The sequence below is a fragment of the Pseudomonas sp. BP8 genome (assembly GCF_017875955.1).
GTDB lineage: Bacteria > Pseudomonadota > Gammaproteobacteria > Pseudomonadales > Pseudomonadaceae > Aquipseudomonas.
Genome location: NZ_JAGINK010000001.1, coordinates 4,831,048 through 4,847,525 on the forward strand (window position 1 = coordinate 4,831,048; position 16,478 = coordinate 4,847,525).

General features: G+C 63.4%; 14 protein-coding genes. All 14 read right to left on the bottom strand.

Annotated features, from left to right (window positions below):
• Nucleotides 1-149 precede the first annotated feature (149 nt).
• Nucleotides 150-923 (bottom strand): SDR family oxidoreductase, encoded by a 774-nt coding sequence (locus J3B00_RS21170; RefSeq protein WP_209871431.1) that lies wholly within the window; start codon nucleotides 921-923, stop codon nucleotides 150-152.
• A complete protein-coding gene (locus J3B00_RS21175; protein ID WP_209871435.1) occupies nucleotides 920-2,131 on the bottom strand; it encodes an O-succinylhomoserine sulfhydrylase in 1,212 nt (403 codons plus the stop codon). Before J3B00_RS21175 ends, J3B00_RS21170 begins: the two co-directional genes overlap by 4 nt.
• A 15-nt stretch (nucleotides 2,132-2,146) precedes the next feature.
• Nucleotides 2,147-3,652: an amidophosphoribosyltransferase gene (gene purF / locus J3B00_RS21180; RefSeq protein ID WP_209871437.1), complete on the bottom strand. Its 1,506-nt coding sequence runs from the start codon at nucleotides 3,650-3,652 to the stop codon at nucleotides 2,147-2,149.
• 42 nt (nucleotides 3,653-3,694) lie between these two features.
• Nucleotides 3,695-4,249: a CvpA family protein gene (locus tag J3B00_RS21185; RefSeq protein WP_209871440.1), complete on the bottom strand. Its 555-nt coding sequence runs from the start codon at nucleotides 4,247-4,249 to the stop codon at nucleotides 3,695-3,697.
• A gap of 231 nt (nucleotides 4,250-4,480) precedes the next feature.
• Nucleotides 4,481-5,125, bottom strand: coding sequence for an SPOR domain-containing protein (locus tag J3B00_RS21190; RefSeq protein WP_209871443.1), 645 nt, complete (start codon nucleotides 5,123-5,125; stop codon nucleotides 4,481-4,483).
• A complete protein-coding gene (gene folC, locus J3B00_RS21195; RefSeq protein WP_209871446.1) occupies nucleotides 5,109-6,416 on the bottom strand; it encodes a bifunctional tetrahydrofolate synthase/dihydrofolate synthase in 1,308 nt (435 codons plus the stop codon). The genes J3B00_RS21190 and folC overlap by 17 nt, the downstream gene beginning before the upstream one ends.
• Nucleotides 6,416-7,309: an acetyl-CoA carboxylase, carboxyltransferase subunit beta gene (accD, locus tag J3B00_RS21200; protein WP_209871449.1), complete on the bottom strand. Its 894-nt coding sequence runs from the start codon at nucleotides 7,307-7,309 to the stop codon at nucleotides 6,416-6,418. The genes folC and accD overlap by 1 nt, the downstream gene beginning before the upstream one ends.
• A gap of 245 nt (nucleotides 7,310-7,554) precedes the next feature.
• Complete coding sequence (locus J3B00_RS21205; protein WP_209871452.1) at nucleotides 7,555-8,175, bottom strand: phosphoribosylanthranilate isomerase; 621 nt, start codon at nucleotides 8,173-8,175, stop codon at nucleotides 7,555-7,557.
• Between the two features lie 59 nt (nucleotides 8,176-8,234).
• Nucleotides 8,235-9,125 (bottom strand): tRNA pseudouridine(38-40) synthase TruA, encoded by an 891-nt coding sequence (truA, locus tag J3B00_RS21210; protein WP_209871456.1) that lies wholly within the window; start codon nucleotides 9,123-9,125, stop codon nucleotides 8,235-8,237.
• 138 nt (nucleotides 9,126-9,263) lie between these two features.
• Entirely contained in the window at nucleotides 9,264-12,056 is a 2,793-nt protein-coding gene (locus tag J3B00_RS21215; protein WP_209871459.1) for a FimV/HubP family polar landmark protein, read from the bottom strand.
• Between the two features lie 72 nt (nucleotides 12,057-12,128).
• Nucleotides 12,129-13,133 (bottom strand): aspartate-semialdehyde dehydrogenase, encoded by a 1,005-nt coding sequence (locus J3B00_RS21220; RefSeq protein WP_209871463.1) that lies wholly within the window; start codon nucleotides 13,131-13,133, stop codon nucleotides 12,129-12,131.
• A 156-nt stretch (nucleotides 13,134-13,289) separates the two neighbouring features.
• Nucleotides 13,290-14,402 (bottom strand): aspartate-semialdehyde dehydrogenase, encoded by a 1,113-nt coding sequence (gene asd, locus J3B00_RS21225; RefSeq protein WP_209871467.1) that lies wholly within the window; start codon nucleotides 14,400-14,402, stop codon nucleotides 13,290-13,292.
• A 63-nt stretch (nucleotides 14,403-14,465) separates the two neighbouring features.
• Nucleotides 14,466-15,548, bottom strand: a complete 1,083-nt coding sequence (gene leuB / locus J3B00_RS21230) for a 3-isopropylmalate dehydrogenase (RefSeq protein WP_209871470.1) — start codon at nucleotides 15,546-15,548, stop codon at nucleotides 14,466-14,468.
• A 53-nt stretch (nucleotides 15,549-15,601) separates the two neighbouring features.
• The gene (locus J3B00_RS21235) at nucleotides 15,602-16,366 is read right to left on the bottom strand and encodes a class I SAM-dependent methyltransferase (RefSeq protein WP_209871474.1); all 765 of its coding nucleotides are present in this window, start codon (nucleotides 16,364-16,366) and stop codon (nucleotides 15,602-15,604) included.
• Between the last annotated feature and the right edge of the window lie 112 nt (nucleotides 16,367-16,478).

Consider the following 16,478-nt stretch of genomic DNA (forward strand, 5'->3'; position numbering starts at 1 on the left):
TTTTCAAAAAGGTTGGAAAGCAGCTTTCACCGGCAAGCAGCAGGCGGCAAGAAAAAGCCGGGCTGATTGCGCTTTCGAGCTCTCTTCGCCACAAACAGGAAAGGGGCCTCGCGGCCCCCTCTTTTAGCATGCAACGTACAGCGTGCTGATCAGGTGTAGATCATCTTGCGGCTCATGCCGCCGTCGACCACGAACTCCTGCCCGGTAACGAACCCCGCCTGCCTGGACAACAGCCAGGCAACCAGCGCCGCCACATCCTCGACCTTCCCTACCCTGCCCGCCGGATGCTGGGCATGGTCTGCCTCGCTCAGCGGCTCGGCACGGCGCTCAGCCGGATCACGCGCATCGATCCAGCCGGGGCTGACCGCGTTGACGCGAATCTCCGGGCCCAGGCTCATCGCCAGAGCGTGAGTCAACGCCAGCAGGCCGCCCTTACTTGCGGCATAGGCTTCGGTGTCAGGCTCGGATTGCCGGGCGCGGGTCGAGGTCAGGTTGACGATCGCCCCACCGTGCGCGCGCAGATACGGCGCACAGTGCTTGGCCAGTAACATCGGCCCGCTCAGGTTTACTGCCAACACCCGGTTCCACTGAGACAGGCTCAGGCTCTCCAGGGTGTGGTTGTGTGGATTAGCGATCGCCGCGTTGCAAATCAGCGCATCGAGGCGACCGAACTGGCCAAGCACCTCGGAAACCCCCGCACTGACCTGCGCTTCGTCGGCGACATCCATGGTGATGAACCAGGCATTGTCACCGAGCGCCTTGGCCACCTTGGCGCCACGCGGGCGATCAAGGTCACTCAAGACCACTTGCCAACCCTCACAGATCAGCCAGGCGGCGATGCCCAGGCCGATGCCGCGAGCGGCACCGGTAACCAGGGCTACCCGACCGTTATGGTCTGGCTCGCCACCCTTCCAGTCGATCACAGCGCTGCCAACCCACGCGCCAGGTCGGCTTGCAGATCAGCCACATCTTCCAGGCCGACCGCGATGCGGATCAGGCTGTCACGAATGCCCGCCGCTTCACGTTCCTGCGGCGACAAGCGGCCGTGGGAAGTGGTCGCCGGGTGGGTGATGGTGGTTTTGCTGTCACCCAGGTTGGCCGTAATCGACAGCAGCCGCGTGGCGTCGATGAAGCGCCAGGCGCCGTCTTTGCCGCCCTTGACCTCAAAGCTGACCACAGCACCGAAATCACTCATCTGACGCTTGGCCAGCTCATGCTGCGGATGGCTCGCCAGGCCCGCGTAGTGGACCTTCTCCACGCCATCCTGCTGCTCCAGCCACAGCGCCAGGGCGCGGGCGCTCTCACAGTGGGCACGCATGCGCAGCTTGAGCGTTTCCAGGCCCTTGAGGAACACCCAGGCGTTGAACGGGCTGAGGGTCGGGCCTGCGGTACGCAGGAAGCCCACCACTTCTTTCATCTGCTCGCTGCGGCCAGCCACCGCCCCGCCCATGCAACGGCCCTGGCCGTCGATGAACTTGGTCGCCGAGTGCACGACGATATCGGCACCCAGCTTGAGCGGCTGCTGCAACGCCGGGGTGCTGAAGCAGTTGTCGACGACCAGCATCGCCCCACGGGCGTGGGCAATCTCGGCCAGCGCGGCGATGTCGACCAGCTCGGCCAAGGGGTTGGACGGCGACTCGACGAACAGCAGCTTGGTGTTGTCCTTGATGCCTTTTTCCCAGCCGCTGAGGTCGGCCAGTGGCACGTAGTCCACCTGCACGCTGAAGCGCTTGAAGTACTTCTCGAACAGGCTGATGGTCGAACCGAACACGCTCTGCGACACCAGCACATGATCACCGGCGCTGCACAGCGCCATCACCGTGGAGAGGATGGCCGACATGCCGGTAGAGGTGCCCACGGCCTGCTCGGCGCCTTCCAGCGCCGCCAGGCGCTCCTCGAAGGCACGCACGGTCGGGTTGGTGTAGCGCGAGTAGACATTGCCTGGCGTTTCGCCAGCAAAGCGCGCGGCCGCATCGGCGGCCGTGCGAAACACATAGCTGGAGGTGAAGAACAGCGCGTCGCTGTGCTCCGCCTCAGGCGTGCGGTACTGACCGGCGCGGACCGCCAGGGTGTCGAAACCGACACCCTCGAGGTCGCTGTCCAGTCGCCCGGCATCCCATTGATCCGTCATGCCGTCGCTCCCAAATCAGTTGTTGTACAGGTCGATGATCGCGCTGACTGCCTGATTCTTGACCTTCGCCGCATCGTTGCGATTCTGCTCGATGCGCTCCAGGTAGGCGTCGTCGATGTCGCCGGTGACGTACTCACCGTCGAACACCGCACAATCGAAGTGTTCGATCTTGATCTTGCCGCCACCGACCGATTCGATCAGGTCCGGGAGGTCCTGATAGATCAGCCAGTCGGCGCCGATCAACTCGGCCACCTGGTCGGTGGTACGGTTGTGGGCGATCAGCTCGTGTACGCTCGGCATGTCGATGCCGTAGACGTTGGGGTAACGCACAGCGGGGGCGGCGGAGCAGAAGTAGACATTCTTCGCACCGGCCTCGCGGGCCATCTGGATGATCTGCTTGCAGGTGGTGCCGCGTACGATCGAGTCGTCGACCAGCATCACGTTCTTGCCGCGGAACTCCAGTTCGATGGCATTGAGCTTCTGGCGGACCGACTTCTTGCGCGCGGCCTGGCCGGGCATGATGAAGGTACGGCCGATGTAGCGGTTCTTGACGAAGCCTTCGCGGAACTTGACGCCCAGGTGGTTGGCCAGTTCCAGCGCAGCCGTACGGCTGGTATCCGGAATCGGGATGACCACGTCGATGTCATGCTCGGGACGCTCGCGGCGGATCTTCTCGGCCAGCTTCTCGCCCATGCGCAGACGCGCCTTGTACACCGAGACACCGTCCATGATCGAGTCAGGGCGGGCCAGGTAGACGTGTTCGAAGATGCACGGCTTGAGCTGCGGGTTGGTCGAGCACTGCTTGGTGTACAGCTGGCCACCTTCGGTGATGTACACCGCCTCGCCCGGCGCCAGGTCACGGATCAGGGTGAAGCCGAGCACATCCAGGGCCACGCTTTCGGAGGCGATCATGTATTCGACGCCCTCGTCGGTGTGACGCTGGCCGAATACCACCGGACGGATGCCGTTAGGATCACGGAAGCCGACGATGCCGTAGCCGGTGATCATCGCTACCACGGCGTAACCACCGACACAGCGGCTATGCACGTGGGAAACCGCGGCAAACACGTCTTCTTCGGTGGGCTGCAGCTTGCCGCGCACGGCCAGCTCGTGAGCGAACACGTTCAACAGGACTTCGGAGTCGGAGTTGGTGTTGACGTGGCGCAGGTCAGACTCGTAGATCTCCTTGGCCAACTGCTCGACGTTGGTCAGGTTGCCGTTGTGCGCCAGGGTGATGCCGTACGGCGAGTTGACGTAGAACGGCTGAGCTTCGGCCGAGGTCGAGCTGCCCGCAGTCGGGTAGCGCACGTGGCCAATGCCCATGTGGCCGACCAGGCGCTGCATGTGACGCTGCTGGAAGACGTCGCGCACCAGGCCATTATCCTTGCGCAGGAACAACCGGCCATCATGGCTGGTCACGATACCGGCAGCATCCTGGCCGCGGTGCTGGAGGACCGTTAGCGCGTCATACAGCGCCTGATTGACGTTCGACTTACCGACAATACCGGTGATGCCACACATGCGACGCAACCCCTACTTTGATGAAACTTGAGTGAATAGCGCTCAAGGCCTGGATGGCCCTAGCAACTGTTCCTTGAACGGAAGATCAGCAGGTACGCTGACCCCACTGGACATCCACTGGCTGGTGAAACCCAGGATAAGGTTTTTCGACCAGTCAGCGACCAATAGAAATTGTGGTATCAGGCGCGATTCCTGCCACCACGGATCCTGCTGCACCGGGCCCAGGCTCAATAGCCCGACTGCCACGACGACCAGCAATGCGCCACGGGCGGCGCCGAAGGCCATGCCCAGGAAGCGGTCGGTACCGGACAGCCCGGTTACGCGGATCAGCTCGCCGATCAGGAAGTTGAGCATCGCCCCCACTATCAGGGTGGCGACAAAAAGAATCGTACAGCCAGCGATGACCCGTGCCGAAGGCGTCTGGATATAGCTTTCCAGGTACTGCGACAACGAACCACCGAACATCCAGGCTACCGCGCCGGCCACTATCCAGATGATCAGCGACAGGGCTTCCTTGACGAAGCCGCGCGTAAGACTGATCAATGTGGAAACGGCGATGATCGCGATGATCGCCCAATCAACCCAGGTAAATGCCACGGTGCTGCCTGCAGACGTTTGAGGCGGCGCATTTTATCAGAGCGGCGGGCTGGGGGTAAGCGGAATGTCAGGGGTAATAGTCGGTAGGCCTCCGGGACCGCGCTGCGGTCCTTTCGCGACACAAGGCCGCTCCCATAGCTTGCACAGCGCCTGTCAGCTTGGCGCAGCACTCTGTGGGAGCGGCCTTGTGTCGCGAAAGGGCCGCAAAGCGGCCCCCGAAACAGCAAAACCTCAGCTGCGTTCCGGCTGGAAACGCACCACAAAGCCCTTGAGCTTCTGCTGGCGATTGATCACATCACGCAGGCGCTCGGCCTCCGCACGCTCGATCAACGGCCCTACATACACCCGGTTCATGCCGTCAGCCGAACGGATATAGGCGTTGTAACCCTGGCTGCGCAAGGTCTTTTGCAGATTGTCAGCACCGGCCCGATTGGACAGGCTGGCCAGCTGGATCGACCAACTCACCGGCAGGCCGTTGGCATCGATCTTCGACGCTGCGGCCGGCTTGGCGGTACTCACAGCAGGGGCAGGCTTGGCGGCCACTGCTGGCGCCTGCGGCTTCGCCACTGGGGCTTCTGCAGGCGGCACAGCCGTAGGCGCCGGTGCAATCGGCTGGCTCGGCGCACTCGGCGCCGAGGTCGACTCATCGACCACCACCGGCGGCTGATCAGCCAGCGGCTGCTGCTCAGGCACCTGGATCGTTTCGACCTGCACCTGGGGCAAACTCGGCATGGCCGGCGCCTGCGGCGCCTCGACCTGAACCTTGCGCATTTCATCCTCACGGGTGAACAGCATCGGCAAGAAGATCACCGCCAGCGCCACCAGCACCAGCGCACCGACCATGCGCTGTCTCATTCCCTTATCCAGCACTGCCATCTACTCCACCCTCAGGAGCCTGCCGCTCAAGCCATTCCAGCGCCTGGGCGACACAGAAAAACGAACCGAACAGCAGGATCTGATCATCCGCCGTCGCCAGTGCGCACTGCCCTGCCAAAGCGGCCTCGACACTGGCATAAGACTTCACCGCAGCGCCATGGTTCGTCAAGGCCGTGGCAAGTTCATCCGCCGGACGACTGCGCGGTGTATCCAGCGGCGCTACCGCCCATCGCTCGACCAGGCCCTGCAGCGGTGCAATCACACCCTCCAGGTCTTTGTCGGCGAGCAAGCCGAACACCGCCAGACGCTTGCCTTGCGGCAGTCGCGCCGCCAGGCGGCGGGCGAGGTATTGCGCAGCATGCGGGTTGTGCCCCACATCCAGCAGCAGCTCCACGCGCTTGCCCTGCCACGCCAGCACACGGCGATCGAGACGACCGGTGATGCGGGTATCGAGCAGCGCCTGACGGATCTGCGCGGCGTCCCACGCCAGCCCCATCAGCAGGTAAGCCTGCAACGCCAGTGCGGCGTTCTCCATGGGCAGATCGAGCAGCGGCAGGTCAGCCAAGGTGACCGGCGTACCATCCAGCTGGCGGCCGCTCCATTGCCAGTGGCCGTCGCCGCTGACCAGGTCAAACTCGCGCCCCCGCAGGAATAACGGGCAGGCCAGCTCACGCGCCTTGTCCAGCAGCGGCTGAGGGGGATCGAGATCACCGCACAAGGCGGGCTTGCCCGACCGGAAGATACCGGCCTTCTCGAACGCCACCGACTCGCGGGTATCGCCCAGGTAATCGACATGGTCGACGCCAATGCTGGTCACCAAGGCCAGGTCGGCATCCGCCAGGTTGACCGTATCCAGACGGCCACCCAGGCCGACTTCGAGCACCACAGCATCCAGTGCAGACTGCTGGAACAGCCAGAACGCTGCCAGGGTGCCCATTTCAAAGTAGGTCAGGGAAATCTCGCCCCGCGCCGCCTCAACGGCGGCGAAGGCTTGGCACAGGCATTCATCACTGGCATCGACGCCATCGATACGCACCCGCTCGTTGTAGCGCAGCAGGTGCGGAGAACTGTAGACGCCGACGCGCAGGCCCTGCGCCTGCAGCAGCGTGGCAACAAAGGCGCAGGTCGAGCCCTTGCCGTTGGTGCCGGTAACCGTCACCACCCGGGGCGCCAGCCTGCCCAGCCCGAGCCGCTGCGCCACCTGTTGCGAACGCTCCAGGCCCATATCGATGGCCGAAGGGTGCAACTGCTCGAGATAGGCGAGCCACTCGCCGAGGGTACGTTGGCTCATTACGCGACGGCCGCCACTTCCTGGGCTTCAGCCGGCGTCGGCTGACCGGTCATCTGTGCCAGCAGGCGGGCCAGACGTGGACGCAGCTCATGACGGGAAATGATCAGGTCGATCGCACCGTGCTCAAGCAGGAACTCGCTGCGCTGGAAGCCTTCAGGCAGCTTTTCGCGAACAGTCTGCTCGATCACGCGCGGGCCGGCGAAGCCGATCAGTGCCTTGGGCTCACCAACGATGACGTCGCCGAGCATTGCCAGGCTGGCGGAAACACCACCGTAGACCGGGTCGGTCAACACCGAGATGAACGGGATGCCTTCTTCGCGCAGACGCGCCAGCACCGCGGAGGTCTTGGCCATCTGCATCAGCGAGATCAGCGCTTCCTGCATGCGTGCACCGCCGGAAGCGGAGAAGCAGATCATCGGGCAGCGGTTTTCCAGCGCATAGTTGGCCGCACGGACGAAACGCTCACCGACAATGGCGCCCATCGAGCCACCCATGAAGGAGAACTCGAAGGCGCTGACCACGATCGGCATGCCCATCAGGCTACCGCTCATGGAGATCAGGGCGTCTTTCTCACCGGTCTGCTTCTGCGCGCCGACGATACGGTCCTTGTACTTCTTGCCATCGCGGAACTTCAGGCGGTCGACCGGCTCGAGGTCGGCACCCAGCTCGGCACGACCGTCGGCGTCGAGGAAGATGTCGATGCGCGCGCGTGCGCCGATACGCATGTGATGGTTGCACTTGGGGCAGACATCGAGGGTCTTTTCCAGCTCCGGACGGTACAGCACGTTCTCGCAGGCCGGGCATTTGTGCCACAGGCCTTCCGGCACCGAGCTCTTCTTCACCTCGGAACGCATGATCGAAGGGATCAGTTTGTCGACTAACCAGTTGCTCATGCTTTCTTTCTCCAGTATTTGGCGGGCGGGGACCGGTCTGGCCGGCCAAGCCCTGCCCTTGAACTCAATCTTCAATGAAACGATGAAGGGCCGGTTTCGGGGACCGCTGATGGGCGGGGCCAGCCGAACAACCGTACCTTCTTCAATCTGTCATGCAGGCGTCGCTGACGCCCGCTCCTGCTCGTGGCAGCACACGGCTGCGAACGTTATGGACGATGGCGCACGAGCAGCCGTCACATCTGCCTTCATGCCTGCTTCACCGCACGCAGGAAGGCTTCGATCTTCGCCGCGTCCTTGATGCCCTTGGCCTGCTCTACCCCACCACTGACATCCACCGCGTACGGGCGGACCTGGGCAATCGCCTGGGCGACGTTATCCGGCGTCAGCCCACCGGCGAGGATAATCGGCTTGCTTAATTGCGGCGGCACCAACGACCAGTCGAACGCCTCGCCGGTCCCCCCAGGCACGCCGGCGACAAAGGTATCCAGCAGGATACCGCTGGCTTGGGCGTAGTGCTGGCAGGCAGCCTCGAGGTCATCCCCGGGACGCACCCGCAGCGCCTTCATCCAGGGCCGGTGATAGCCTGCGCAATCGGCCGGGGTTTCGTCGCCGTGGAACTGTAGCAGGTCCAGCGGCACCACCTCGAGGATCTCGTTGAGCTCGCAGCGTGAGGCATTGACGAACAGGCCGACCGTGGTAACGAATGGCGGCAGCTCGGCAATGATTGCCCGCGCCTGGCGCACGTCTACCGCACGCGGGCTCTTGGCATAGAAGACGAAGCCGATGGCATCGGCGCCGGCGTCGGCGGCGGCCAAGGCGTCTTCGATGCGGGTAATCCCGCAGATCTTGCTGCGAACGTTGCTCATGGACAGCGAACCTTGAGTAATCGGCGAAGGCCGGATGTTAGCAAATGACCTCTGCGCCGTCAGTCCGCCAGCGTGTCGAAACCGCTAAGAAAGTGTGGGCCGATGTAACGCTGGGGCAGGATGAAGTCCTGCGGGTACTCCACCTGCACCAGGTACAGGCCATACGGATGCGCGGTGACGCCCGCCTCACGGCGATCGCGACTCTCCAGCACCTCACGCATCCAGGCCACCGGCCGCTCGCCTGTACCAATGCTCATCAACACGCCGGCAATGTTGCGCACCATGTGATGGAGGAACGCGCTGGCACGCAGGTCGAGCACGATCATCTGCCCGTGGCGGCTGACCCGCAGGTGATGCATGGTCTTGATCGGTGACTTGGCCTGGCACTGACTGGCGCGAAAAGCACTGAAGTCGTGGGTACCGAGCAAATACGCGGCAGCCTCGGCCATCCGCTCGACGTCCAGCGGCCGGTGGTTCCAGGTCACCTCTTCGGCGAGGTGCGCCGGGCGGATCGGGTCGTTGTAGATGACATAGCGGTAGCGCCGCGCGGTGGCCTTGAAGCGGGCATGGAAGTCCGCCGGCATCGGCTGCGCCCAGGCCACACTGATATCTCGGGGCAGGTTGAAATTGGTGCCCATGGTCCAGGCGCGTTCATCACGCACGGCACTGGTATCGAAATGCACGACCTGACCGCAGGCATGTACACCGGCGTCGGTGCGCCCGGCGCAGGCAACGGTGATTGGCGCATTGGCCACCTTCGACAGGGCCTGTTCCAGGGCTTGCTGAACGCTCGGCACGCCACTGGACTGGCGCTGCCAGCCGCGGTAGCGAGCGCCCTTGTACTCAACGCCGAGGGCGATGCGCGAATAGCCTTCGGCCGCCGATTCGGCCGGATCGATGTCGATGATGTCCAAGTAACTGAAACCTGTGGATGAAACGAAAGGCGCCATTATAACGACAACGGCAGCCGTCTGGGCTGCCGTAGCGGGGGTTTGCAGGTGGATCAGCGGTGTGAGAGGGCTAGCCTACACCGCAGAACCTGTAGGAGCGGGCTTGCCCCGCGAAGGGTGCGCCGCCGCAGGCTGGCCTCAGACCAACCGCGACAGCATGTCCTGAGCCTCGCCACGCTGCCCCTCGTCGCCGTCCTTGACCACCTCATCGAGGATGTCCCGAGCGCCCTGATGATCCCCCATGTCGATGTAGGCACGCGCCAGGTCGAGCTTGGTGGCCACTTCATCTGCACCCGAGAAGAAGTCGAAGTCCAGGTCGTCCAACGGCTCAGGCTCCTGCGCAGCATCCGCGGCAGTGAACTGCGGCTCCAGCGAAGGGCTTTCGAGGTTCTGCGAGAGTTTGTCCAGCTCGGCGTTGACGTCATCCAGCTCCGACGCAAAGCTCTTCGCCGCAGGCGACTCATCATCCAGTGACAGCGACAGGTCGAAGTCACTTGGCAGATCCAGCTCGGAGACCGGATCGAACGCCGGGATCTCGTCGAAAGCGGCCAACTCCGCAGCAACGTCCACCGGCGCCTCTTCGGCCGGCGCTGCTGCACTCGGCTCACCGACATCCAGATCAAAATCCGCCAGCTCATCGACGCCCTGTGGCTCGGCCTGGGCCTGCGCCAGCAATGCTTCGAAATCGTCGTCAGCGTCCGTTTCGCTGAGCACCGGTTCGGTCACATCAGGCACCTGGAGCTCTACTTCTGGCCCAGCCACAACCTCATCGAGCATCGGCGTATCGAGCGGATCAGCCGCCGCCAGTTCGTCGTCCAGGCTCAGATCAAAGGCACTGTCCAGATCGCTCTCTTCGGTGGGGGTGACGTCTGCAGCCAGTTGCTCCTCATCGAACAACAGATCAGGCTCAAGGTCAGCGACCACAGGCTCAGCGTCGAGCACTGGATCAGGCTCGAGGTCATCTACCACCGGCTCGGCCTCGAACACGGGATCAGGCTCGAGATCGTCAGCCACCGGCTCGGGCTCAAGCTCATCGGCAACCGGCACAGCGTGCTCGTCCTCGAGCAGCTCCTGCACGTACTGTTCGTCCATCTCGGCAGCCAGCGCAGCAGCACCCAGACCCGCGACAGCCACCGCGACCATCGCCGGGAAACGCTCTCTCAGCGACGCGACTTCAACCTGATTGTGCTCATTGGCGGCCAACTGGCGCTCTTGATCAGCAAAGGCATTCTGGTCGCCTTGACGGGCGTAGACTTCCATCAGTTTCAAGCGCAGATCATCACGCTCTGGCGCAGCAGCTACGGCTGGCTCGAGCAGATCGGCGGCGTGATTCAAACGGCCTTCGGCCAGGCTCTGGTCCGCTTCGGCCAGCAGCTTGGCAGTTGGGTCTTGTTCAGCCTCAGCTTCAGCCTCCGGCACTGGCACCGGCACCACAACCGGCACAACCGGCACAACCGGTTTTTCTGCCGCCGTGGCAGCAGCGGCAGAAGCAGCCACCACGCCTGGCGCCAGGGTCACGCTTGGCGGTGGCAGATCCAGGCCTTCGAAGCTGTTAGGCGCCAAATCAAGATCAGCAACACTGCCGCCCTCCTCCGACAAGGCGCGGGCCATGCGCAGGTGCTTCTCGGCCTCTTGCTGGGCCTTGCGCCGACGCGCCAGAAGCAACAGCAGCAAGAGCAATACGAGGAACGTCGAACCGGCGATCAGGGCGAGCAGCAACGGGTTACCCAGTAACTCGTCGAGCGCGCTCTGTTGTGGTTTGGCGGCGTCGCCAGGCGCCGCGTCGGGCGCCGCGTCGGGCGCGGTATCGACTGCCGCAGGTGCGGGCGCGACCACCGGCTCGGCACCGTTCGCCTGAGCATCAACAGCCGGCTGCGCCGGTGCGGACTCACCTGGCAAGGTGCTCGCAGGCGGCGGTATTACGGCGCCCTGCGCTTCAAGGCGCGCCAGCTGGTCGTTTTTCAAATCGATCAGACGCTGCAGCTTGTCGAGCTGGCTCTGCAGGTCGGCCATGCGGCTCTTCAGCTCGTCGTTGTCGCGACGGGTGGTGTCGAGGCTTTCCTGAGCGACTGCCAACTTGTCGTTGACGGCCTTGGCATTGCCCGCGCCAGCTTGAGCCCCCGGAGTGACCAGACGCAGGTTGTCACCTTGAGCGATCTGGGACGGCGCCGCCTCGGCTGCGCCACGCCGGGTGGCATCGAGCTGGCGGGCGCGCGGCCCCAGACGACGGCCTTCGCGCCAGGCCGCATACTGCTCGGCCACATCGCGATTCGCTTCACCCTGGGGGATACTCTGGATCTGCTGTTGATCAGGCAGGCGCAAGACCTGGCCAACCTTCAGCTGGTTGATGTTGTTGCCGATGAAGGCATCCGGGTTCAACGCCTGGATCGCCAGCATGGTCTGCTGAACCGAACCGCCCTGGCTGTTGCGTGCAGCGATCTGCCAAAGGGTATCGCGGCGCTGGGTGGTGTAATTGGCCGCACCACTCACCGCCGGGGCAATGTTTGCCGCCGCTGGCTGTTTGCCTTGGGCCTGAGCCTGGTCAAGCAGCACACTGTAGTCGCGCAGCAGGCGGCCTTGCGGCCACATCACCTGGACCAGGAACTTGACCATCGGCTCCGCCACCGGACGACTGGAGGTCACCCGCAGCACACTTCTGCCGTTGGGGTTGATCACCGTGGTGAAGGTCAGGTCCTCGACGTAGGACGGATAGGCCACTCCGGCCTTGGCGAAATCTTCCGGCGAGGCGAGGCTGGGTGCCACTTCGCCAGCGGAGAGGTCGCGCACATCGAGCAACTCGATCTCGGCGTCCAGCGGCTGGTTCTGTGCCGACTTGAGGGTCAGCTCACCTAACCCCAGGGCATTCGCCATGCCAGACGACAGCGCCGACGCTGCCGCCATGGCCAGAACCAGTTTGCGAATTCGAAGCATGACCTCTTCCCTTGTATGAATCGTCCCGAAACCTGCGTGTGGTGCAGGACAAAAATTGCTCAGCAGTATCTTTTACGCTATGTGTTTAATCAACAATTGCGCCACTTGCACAGCGTTGAGCGCCGCGCCTTTGCGCACATTGTCGGTGGTCAGCCAGAGGTTGAGCTGCTCTTGTTCATCAATTCCATGACGTACACGACCAACATAGACCACGTCTTGGCCCACCGCGTCACCAACTGGGGTCGGATAATCGTCCGATTCGACCAATTCGACACTTTCAGCGGCTTCGAGGGCCTGATTGACCGCTGCCAGGTCCACTGGACGCCGGCTTTGCACAGTCACACTCAAGCTATCGCCGAAAAACACCGGGACTTGAACGCAGGTGACGGAAATCTTCAGCGCCGGCATCCCCAACAGCACGCGCAGTTCGCTGACCAGGCGGCGCTCGACGGCGGTGTGACCCTGCTCGTCGCTGGCACCGACCCTGGCCAGCAGGTTGAAGGCGATTTGGCGGTCGAAGAAGCGCGGTTCCAGCGGCCGTGCATTGAGCAGCTCGGCGGTCTGTCGGGCCAGCTCACTGACCGCCTCTTTGCCTTGCGCCGAGACCGCCAGGCTGGCCATGACCTGCACCCGCTCGATATCGAGCAGTTCCTTGAGCGGCGCCAGGGTGACGGCCAGGGCAACGGCGGCGGCGCTTGGGCTGGTGATCAGCGCCGGCAGGCTCAGTGTGGCGAGCAGCTCGCCATTGGCTTCCGGGACCAGCGCCAGCGCTTGGTCGAGGCCACCCGACAGGTCGATGACGGTGCAGCCGGCGGCGTGCGCCTTGGGCGCGAAGCTGTGGCTGACGGCAGCGCCAGCGGCAAAGAAGGCCAGTTTGACCTGGCTGAAGTCGAAGCTGTCGACTTCGCGCACGCGGACTTTCTTGCCGGCAAACATCACGCTGCTGCCGGCAGATTCCATGCTGGCCAGCAGGTGCAGGGTCTGGACCGGAAAGCTGAGTTCTTCGAGGACCTGCACGAGGGTTTCACCGACGCTACCGGTGGCGCCGATGACGGCGATGTCTAGGGGTTGAGTCATGGGGAAATCCTCTGCTGGAACGGCGGGAGCGGCACTTTACTTGGATTAGCCGGCTGGGGGTACCTTCTGGCAGGGCAATCGGCATTGCATCCACACCCCACAAACAAAAAACCCGCGCTCATCACGAGCACGGGTTGAGGATCATACCGGGCGCGATCAACGCTCCAGCAGAATCCGCAGCATGCGCCGCAGCGGCTCGGCAGCGCCCCACAACAGCTGGTCGCCAACAGTAAACGCGCCCAGGTATTGCGAACCCATGTTCAGCTTGCGCAGACGACCGACCGGTACGTTCAGGGTACCGGTGACCTTGGTCGGGCTCAGCTCCTGCATGCTGATCTCACGCTGATTCGGCACCAGCTTAACCCAAGGGTTGTGCTGGCTGATCATGCCTTCGATGTCCGCCAGGGGCACATCCTTGTTCAGCTTGATGGTCAGTGCCTGGCTGTGGCAACGCATGGCACCGATGCGCACGCAGATACCGTCGACCGGGATCGGGCTCTTGAAGCGACCGAGGATCTTGTTGGTCTCGGCCTGGGCCTTCCATTCCTCACGGCTCTGGCCATTGGGCAATTCTTTGTCGATCCAGGGGATCAGGCTGCCCGCCAGCGGTACGCCGAAGTTCTCGGTCGGGAACGCTTCGCTGCGCATGGCCTCGGCGACCTTGCGGTCGATGTCGAGGATGGCACTGGCCGGGTTGGCCAGCTCGTCGGTGACCGCAGCGTTGATACCGCCCATCTGCTTGATCAGCTCACGCATGTTCTGCGCACCGGCGCCAGAGGCAGCCTGGTAGGTCATGGCGCTCATCCACTCGACCAGACCGGCTTCGAACAGGCCACCCAGGCCCATCAGCATCAGGCTGACGGTGCAGTTGCCGCCGATGTAGTTCTTGGTCCCGGCATCGAGCTGCTGGTCGATCACCTTGCGATTGACCGGATCGAGAATGATCACCGCGTCATCCTGCATGCGCAGCGACGATGCGGCGTCAATCCAGTAACCCTGCCAACCGGCTTCGCGCAGCTTGGGGAAGACCTCATTGGTGTAGTCGCCGCCCTGGCAGGTCAGGATGACGTCGAGGGTCTTGAGCTCTTCAATGTTGTAAGCGTCCTTGAGCGGAGCAATATCCTTGCCCACGTTCGGACCCTGGCCACCGACATTGGAGGTGGTGAAGAACACTGGCTCGATCAGGTCGAAATCCTGCTCTTCGAGCATCCGCTGCATGAGCACGGAACCGACCATTCCACGCCAACCGATCAGACCTACACGTTTCATCGCAACTACACCTTCGCTAAAAGTGGGCCGCCACCGACAGAGAACGGTGACGGGCCAGAGAGATTACAGATTCCGCAGTGCTGCGACTACTGCGTCGCCCATTTCCTGCGTACCGACCTTGGTGCAACCCGCCGACCAGATGTCACCGGTGCGCAGGCCTTGATCCAGCACCAGGCTCACGGCCTGCTCGATCGCCTCGGCGGCGGCCTGCTGATTGAAGCTGTAACGCAGCATCATCGAGACCGAGAGGATGGTCGCCAGTGGGTTGGCGATGCCTTGCCCGGCGATGTCCGGAGCCGAGCCGTGGCACGGTTCGTACATGCCCTTGTTGTCGGCATCCAGCGATGCAGACGGCAGCATGCCGATGGAACCGGTCAGCATGGAAGCTTCATCCGACAGGATGTCACCGAACATGTTGTCGGTCACTACCACGTCGAACTGCTTGGGCGCACGCACCAGTTGCATGGCAGCGTTGTCGACGTACATGTGGCTCAATTCGACATCTGCATAGTCCTTGGCCACATCCTCGACCACTTCACGCCACAATTGGCTGGAAGCCAGCACGTTGGCCTTGTCGACCGAGCACAGCTTCTTGCCACGTACACGGGCCATGTCGAAGCCGACGCGAGCAATGCGGCGGATCTCACTCTCGCTGTACGGCAGGGTGTCGTAGGCCTGGCGTTCGCCGTTGTCCAGCTCGCGCTGGCCACGTGGGGCACCGAAATAGATGCCACCGGTCAGTTCGCGGACGATCAGGATATCCAGGCCAGCAACGATTTCCGGCTTCAGCGACGAAGCATCGGCCAGCTGCGGGTAGAGGATAGCCGGACGCAGGTTGGCGAACAGGCCCAGCTGCGCGCGGATCTTCAGCAGGCCGCGCTCCGGGCGGATGTCACGCTCGATCTTGTCCCACTTCGGCCCACCGACGGCGCCCAGCAGCACAGCATCGGCGTTACGCGCACGCTCCAGGGTTTCATCGGCCAGCGGCACGCCATGCTTGTCGATGGCAGCGCCACCGATGACGTCGTGCTCGAGGGCGAAACCGAGCTGGAACTTGTCGTTGGCCAGCTCCAGCACCTTGACCGCCTCGGCCATGATTTCCGGACCAATGCCATCACCTGGGAGAATCAGAATCTGCTTGCTCATGCTTTCCTCTATCCATTCAAACGGCGCGGCCGTCTCGGCCCCACCGGAAAAAACTAGCGCTCAGCCCACAACACCAGCACATCGGTGCTGAACGAGCCATCGGCTTCGATCTGGTAATACTGCCGCACTTCCTCGCCCATGGCTTGCTGCAATTGGCGAATGGCCAGGCGCAGCGGCTCAGGGGTACGCATGCGCTCGACCCAGGACTGCCACTCCAGGCGCAGCCGCTGACGACTATGGCTGCGCACATGCAGGCCGGCCTCGCTGACCTGGCGCTGCCATTCGGCGGCGCTATAGTCGCGCACATGACTGGTATCGCGCAGCACTTCAACGCTTTGCAGGTAGGTATCGAGCAACGGGCTGCCCGGCGACATGACGTCGACGAACGCCGCCACCCCACCCGGCTTGAGCACCCGACGCACTTCGCGCAGGGCCAGGCCAAGGTCGCTCCAGTGATGCGCGGAGTAACGGCTGAACACGAAATCAAACGAGGCATCGGCGAACGGCAGACGTTCGGCGGCGCCGCACTCGGTGCTGATATTGGCCAGGCCACGCGCTGCGGCGGCACTGGCGACCACGTCGAGCATCGATTGCGACAAATCGTAGGCGACGACCTCGGCGACCAATGGCGCGACATGGAAACTGACATGCCCGGCACCACAGCCCAGGTCCAGCAGACGGGCATCGGCACGCCCGGCAAGTTCGGCCTGGAGCAGAGCGAACTCGCTGCCCTGGGCGTGCACGGCGCTGCTCAGGTAGGCGCTGGCCTGCTCGCCGAACTGGCGCTGGACGACGTCGGTGTGGGTGGTGCTGGTCATCGATGAATTCCTTTATCGGGTGTTGCCTGTAGCGGCCTCTTCGCGGGGCAAGCCCGCTCCTGCAGGTACGGTGGGGTACACACATCCTGTGGGAGCGGGGTTGCCCCGCAAA

What these genes read in the sequence shown, in the direction of transcription:
- J3B00_RS21190 (WP_209871443.1), bottom strand. Translation starts at nt 5,125, where the DNA reads ATGGCAGTGCTGGATAAGGGAATGAGACAGCGCATGGTCGGTGCGCTG.
- J3B00_RS21205 (WP_209871452.1), bottom strand. Translation starts at nt 8,175, where the DNA reads ATGAGCAACGTTCGCAGCAAGATCTGCGGGATTACCCGCATCGAAGAC.
- asd (WP_209871467.1), bottom strand. Translation starts at nt 14,402, where the DNA reads ATGAAACGTGTAGGTCTGATCGGTTGGCGTGGAATGGTCGGTTCCGTG.
- J3B00_RS21215 (WP_209871459.1), bottom strand. Translation starts at nt 12,056, where the DNA reads ATGCTTCGAATTCGCAAACTGGTTCTGGCCATGGCGGCAGCGTCGGCG.
- folC (WP_209871446.1), bottom strand. Translation starts at nt 6,416, where the DNA reads ATGAGCCAACGTACCCTCGGCGAGTGGCTCGCCTATCTCGAGCAGTTG.
- J3B00_RS21220 (WP_209871463.1), bottom strand. Translation starts at nt 13,133, where the DNA reads ATGACTCAACCCCTAGACATCGCCGTCATCGGCGCCACCGGTAGCGTC.
- accD (WP_209871449.1), bottom strand. Translation starts at nt 7,309, where the DNA reads ATGAGCAACTGGTTAGTCGACAAACTGATCCCTTCGATCATGCGTTCC.
- J3B00_RS21235 (WP_209871474.1), bottom strand. Translation starts at nt 16,366, where the DNA reads ATGACCAGCACCACCCACACCGACGTCGTCCAGCGCCAGTTCGGCGAG.
- purF (WP_209871437.1), bottom strand. Translation starts at nt 3,652, where the DNA reads ATGTGTGGCATCACCGGTATTGTCGGTAAGTCGAACGTCAATCAGGCG.
- J3B00_RS21175 (WP_209871435.1), bottom strand. Translation starts at nt 2,131, where the DNA reads ATGACGGATCAATGGGATGCCGGGCGACTGGACAGCGACCTCGAGGGT.
- truA (WP_209871456.1), bottom strand. Translation starts at nt 9,125, where the DNA reads ATGGCGCCTTTCGTTTCATCCACAGGTTTCAGTTACTTGGACATCATC.
- leuB (WP_209871470.1), bottom strand. Translation starts at nt 15,548, where the DNA reads ATGAGCAAGCAGATTCTGATTCTCCCAGGTGATGGCATTGGTCCGGAA.